Below are 5,047 nucleotides of genomic sequence, written 5' to 3' on the forward strand. Positions count from 1 at the left end.
AGTTCGCGGGGCATCTGGATGGGGCCGGATCCGCGCAGTGCGCGGCGTGCCTCACGCTGGTCCTCGACCTCCCGACGACAGTGCGGACACCGGGCCAGGTGGGCGTCGGCCCGGGACTGCCCCGAGGGCGGTAGCCGACCGTCGACATAGGCTGCGGCGGCTTCCGTGGAGAGGTGGTCGGTGGACAGGAAGCTCTCTCTGGCGCGGGGCGGGCCGGTCCTGTCGACCACTTTCCGCGCCGAGTCGAACGACAGCGTGAACTCGGGGCCGGGTCCGCGTCCGTGGAGGTGTCTGTCCACGCGCCTCCCCTTCTCCGGTCATCTCGTGGGCTCGTCTGAGTCCCCGTCGAGGTGTCAACGTCCGGCGTACTCGCAGGGTTCCCGCACCGCCACCCGCTGTTCCCGGTACGGACGCGGGTTGTGCCGATCGCCCGAGGGATCAGTCGATGCGCTGGTGGGCGCCGGTGACCCCGGCCGCCTCGAGTTCCGCACGCAACGCGGCCCGTCCGCGGTGGATCCGGCTCCTGACCGTGCCCATCTTCACGCCCAGGATGCGTCCGACCTCCTCGTAGCTGAGGTCCTCGATGTCACTGAGGACCACGGCGGCGCGGAACTCCGGGGACAGGTTGGCCAGCGCGGTCTGCAGGACGGGGTCGAACGTCTCCTCCGAGATCACCTGCTCCGGGCTGCGTTCACGACCGGGCACCCTTTCGGCGTCCTCGGGCAGCGCCTCGAAGCGGATGCGCCCGCGCCGGCGTGCGGAATCGAGGAACAGGTTGGTGACGATGCGGTGCATCCAGCCCTCGAAGGTCCCCGGCTTGTAGCGGTCCAGCGAGCGGAACACCCTGATGAACGCCTCCTGGGTGATGTCCTCGGCGTCGTGGGCGTTCCCGCAGAGGCGGTACGCCAGGCGGTAGACACGGTCACCGTGCTGCGCGACGAGCTCGGACCAGGACGGCATGTCCGTAGCCTCGCCGGTGGCGTCGAAACGAGCGGTCCCGGCCGCCTCGCCGAGGGCGACCGGTGCGATCGCCGTCCCGTGCACGGTTCGTGAGTACATGCGCTGCCGCCGCCTTCCGGCCCGGGCCTGTGGGAGCCCGCGCGGTGGTGGCCGCGCCCTCGTGGCGCGACGTGTGCCCACCCTCCCCTACGGGGCTGTCCTCACGGTATACGCGTACTGAGACAGCCCTGAGAGTCTGATACCGATCCGATCACCGCGCGTTGATCACCGCTGCCTCCCCGGTCGGGGATACGCTGCTCAGGTGTCCGATTCCTCTGATGTCCCCGCCACCGATCGCTCCGGTCTCGACGGGATGGCGCAACGCAGCGCCGCCCTCGTCGACGACTCGCTCTACGCCTCCGCACGGGCCGAGGCCGAGGAACTCGGGGCCGCCTCGCCAGACGCCCTGACCGCGGACGCGATCCGCCTGGTGGCCCGCTTGAACGGCACCCGCGCCGCCGTGTGCATCACCCCCGCGCCGGGAGTCCCCGCTCTGGCGATCCTCGCGGCGGCCGCGCCCGGCTCCGGAACCGTGGTCACCTGCATCACCGACGACCCGCATCACCTCGAGGCGGCGCGATCGGCCGTCCGCGGCGCGGGCCATCCCGCCTCCTCCGCCCGCTACATCGCCGCCCGGCCGCTCGAGGTGGCGGACAAGCTCGCGGACGGCGCCTACGACCTCGTGGTCGCGGACGTCCCGGCACATTCGGTGCCGCGCGTAATCTCCCGATCCCACCAGCTGTTGCGCGCCGGCGGCGCGCTGGTCCTGATGGGTGAGCACGCCCCGCTGCCCGAGGACGCGGGGCTGCCCGAGCGCGCGCACGTCACGGTGCTCCCCGTGGGGACCGGCCTGACCGTGGTCACCCTCTGAGCGGTCGTCCCCTCCCGAGGGTTCACCCCCCGGGCGCGAGGTCAACCCGGCAGTGAGGTGGTGGTGTTCTTGGCGACGCTCACCACGCCGCCCGCGCTGACCGGGAACCGGCTGCGGTCGCGTTCGTGATCCACACCGATCAGGTCCCCGTCGCCGATGTGGCAGTTCTTGTCGACGATCGCCTTGCGGACCACGGCCCCGCGACCGATGCGGACGCCCGGCATGAGGACACTGCCCTCGACGACCGCCCCGTCCTCGACGATGACGTTGTTCGACAACACCGAGTTGCGCACGGTGGCGGCGGAGACGATCGTCCCCGAGCCGACCATGGACTCCTGGGACATGCCGCCGTTGACGAACTTCGCCGGCGGCAGGTTGTCCTGCTGGGTCCGGATGGGCCACAGGGAGTTGTAGAGGTTGAACACGGGGTGCACCGACACCAGGTCCATGTGCGCGTCGTAGAACGCGTCGATGGTGCCCACGTCGCGCCAGTACCCGGCATCACGCTCGGTCTCGCCGGGGACGTTGTTCAGGGCGAAGTCGTAGACGTAGGCCCGCTCCTGCTCGACGAGGGCCGGGATGATGTCGCCGCCCATGTCGTGGGTGGAGTCGGGCTTCTCCGCGTCCGCCTTGAGCGCCTCGATGAGGGCGTTGGTGGTGAAGATGTAGTTGCCCATGGAGGCGAAGGTCGCGTCCGGATCATCCGGCGTGCCCGGGGGGTCGGAGGGCTTCTCGACCCAGCCGCGGATCAGGTCGTCGTCGCCGGCGTCGATGCAGCCGAACGCGAACGCCTCGCTGCGCGGGACGCGGATCCCCGCGACGGTCACGGCGGCGCCGGTGGAGATGTGGTGGTCCAGCATCTGCCTGGGGTCCATCCGGTACACGTGGTCCGCGCCGAACACGACGATGTGGTCCGGCTTCTCGTCGTAGACCAGGTTGAGCGACTGCAGGATCGCGTCGGCCGACCCGGTGTACCAGCGGGGGCCCAGACGTTGCTGGGCGGGGACCGGTGCGACGTACTCGCCGCCCATCCCGCGCATGTGCCACACCTGGGCGATGTGGCGGTCCAGCGAGTGGGACTTGTACTGGGTGAGGACGCAGATCTGCATGAACCCCGCGTTGACGAGGTTGCTGAGCACGAAGTCGATGAGACGGTAGGACCCCCCGAACGGCACCGCGGGTTTGGCCCGGTCCGCCGTGAGCGGGAAGAGTCGCTTGCCCTCGCCACCGGCGAGGACGATTGCTAGGACGTGCGGCTGATTCCTCACGCCCCCACCGTATCGACTCCGCCCTCACCCGGACCGGTCATCGTGGGGTTTGCCCCCGACCAGTACCGAACCGTAACCCCGCGGTCGGGCGGTGTTCGCCGGGCACGCCTCGGGCGGGGGCCCGAGCGACTACCTTGGCCGGTGTGCGAGTAGCGATGATGACGAGGGAGTACCCGCCGGAGGTTTACGGCGGTGCCGGAGTGCACGTGACCGAACTGGTGGCCAACCTACGGCCGCTGTGCGAGGTGGACGTGCTGTGCATGGGGGCCGACCGCGACACCGCCCGCGCTTTCCGACCGGATCCCGAGTTGGGCGCGGACGCCAACCCCGCGATCCAGACTCTCTCCGCCGGGTTGCGCATGAGCGTCGCGGCCGAGGGCGCGGACCTCGTCCACTCCCACACCTGGTACACGGGGCTCGCCGGGCACCTCGCGGGGCAGCTCTACGGCATCCCGCACGTTGTGTCCGCGCATTCACTGGAACCCAGCCGGCCATGGAAGGCCGAGCAGCTCGGCGGTGGATACCGGGTCTCGTCGTGGTCGGAGCGCACCGCCTTCGCGGGAGCCGACGCGGTGGTCGCGGTGAGCGCCCGGATGAAGGACGAGATCCTGCGCGTCTACCCCGAGATCGACCCGGACCGCATCCACGTGATCCTCAACGGCATCGACACCTCCGTGTGGTCACCCGTCGAGACCTTCGCCGGCGAGGGTTCGGTCCTGCGCCGGAACGGGGTGGACCCGGACCGGCCGATCGTGGCGTTCGTCGGACGGATCACCCGGCAGAAGGGCGTGCCCCACCTGGTGCGCGCCGCCCGGGACTTCCACCCTGACGCCCAGCTGGTGCTGTGCGCCGGCGCCCCGGACACCCCCGAGATCGCCGCCGAGATGGAGTCGCTGGTGGCGGAGCTGCAGTCCACCCGCGACGGTGTGTTCTGGCTGCGCGACATGCTGCCGCGCGAGGAGGTCATCGAGATCCTCTCCGCCGCGACGGTCTTCGCCTGCCCGTCGGTCTACGAGCCACTGGGCATCGTCAACCTGGAGGCGATGGCGTGCGACACGGCGGTCGTGGCGTCCGATGTCGGCGGGATCCCCGAGGTGGTCGTCGACGGCGAGACGGGCACCCTCGTCCACTACGACGCATCCGCGACCGACGCATTCGAGGCCGGGCTCGCGGCTGCCGTCAACGACCTGGTGGCGGACCCGGGCAAGGCCGCCCGGATGGGGCTGGCGGGCAAGGAGCGGGCCCGTACCCGGTTCTCGTGGGAGGCGATCGCCGAGCAGACCCATCGGATGTACGCCTCACTGCTGTAGAGGCTCCCCCGGCCGTGGAGGCGGCCTCCCGGCCGGCAGCGCCCGGTAGGTGTGCACCTCGACGTGTATCCGGACCGGGCGGTCCTGCGGGCCCAACCGGGCCTCGAGCCCGGACCTGTCGAGGTGGACGCCGCTCGGCCCCATGAGCGCCAGGTCCACGGCCACCGGGGCGGGGACCTCGGTGAGCACGTCGACGGTACGCACCTCGCCGGGGCGGAAGTGGTCGGCGAGGTCCGCGTCCAGGCGGTCCGACTTGTCCGGGGCCGGCTCCAGCATGCCGCCGGCCGAACGCAGTGGCTCGAGATGGCCCGGCCCGGGAACGGCGACGACCAACGTGCCACCCGGCCGGAGCACCCGGGCGAACTCCGCCGGGTTCCTCGGGGCGAAGACCACCTGCACCAGGTCGACGCAGTCGTCCGCGAGCGGGAGTCCGTCCCAGGTGTCCGCGACCAGGGCCGCGACGTCATCGTGGACCCTGGCGAGTCGGCGCGCCGCCGCGGTGGAGATCTCCGTGCCGACCCCCAGCACGGCCGGTCCGGGCCCGCCCGGTCCGGACTCGTCCGGCCCGCCCTCATCCGTCCCGAGCTCGCCCGTCGGAC

At 71.3% G+C, this 5,047-nt stretch carries 5 protein-coding genes and 1 pseudogene; 2 read left to right on the top strand and 4 right to left on the bottom strand.

All coding sequences use genetic code 11. From position 1 onward, the window contains the following. On the bottom strand, nucleotides 1-299 hold a 299-nt coding region (locus G6024_RS09980), incomplete at its 3' end, for an anti-sigma factor family protein (RefSeq protein WP_159148616.1). 139 nt (nucleotides 300-438) lie between these two features. Continuing rightward, nucleotides 439-1,059 (bottom strand): RNA polymerase sigma factor SigE, encoded by a 621-nt coding sequence (gene sigE / locus G6024_RS09985; RefSeq protein ID WP_119191775.1) that lies wholly within the window; start codon nucleotides 1,057-1,059, stop codon nucleotides 439-441. A 202-nt stretch (nucleotides 1,060-1,261) separates the two neighbouring features. On the opposite strand from sigE, the gene G6024_RS09990 reads away from it, so the two are divergent. Beyond that, nucleotides 1,262-1,870, top strand: coding sequence for an O-methyltransferase (locus tag G6024_RS09990; RefSeq protein WP_159148617.1), 609 nt, complete (start codon nucleotides 1,262-1,264; stop codon nucleotides 1,868-1,870). A 41-nt stretch (nucleotides 1,871-1,911) separates the two neighbouring features. On the opposite strand, the gene glgC is transcribed toward G6024_RS09990, so the two are convergent. Continuing rightward, complete coding sequence (gene glgC / locus G6024_RS09995) at nucleotides 1,912-3,138, bottom strand: glucose-1-phosphate adenylyltransferase (protein WP_119191774.1); 1,227 nt, start codon at nucleotides 3,136-3,138, stop codon at nucleotides 1,912-1,914. A 143-nt stretch (nucleotides 3,139-3,281) separates the two neighbouring features. Here glgC and glgA point away from each other — a divergent pair, with 143 nt between their 5' ends. Further along, complete coding sequence (glgA, locus tag G6024_RS10000; protein ID WP_069388937.1) at nucleotides 3,282-4,448, top strand: glycogen synthase; 1,167 nt, start codon at nucleotides 3,282-3,284, stop codon at nucleotides 4,446-4,448. On the opposite strand, the pseudogene G6024_RS10005 reads toward glgA, so the two are convergent. Further along, nucleotides 4,437-5,047, bottom strand: a pseudogene (locus G6024_RS10005) (hypothetical protein); the annotation flags it as partial. The gene glgA and the pseudogene G6024_RS10005 overlap by 12 nt on opposite strands.

The organism is Dietzia maris (genome assembly GCF_014144855.1).
In the GTDB taxonomy this organism is placed as follows: domain Bacteria; phylum Actinomycetota; class Actinomycetes; order Mycobacteriales; family Mycobacteriaceae; genus Dietzia; species Dietzia kunjamensis.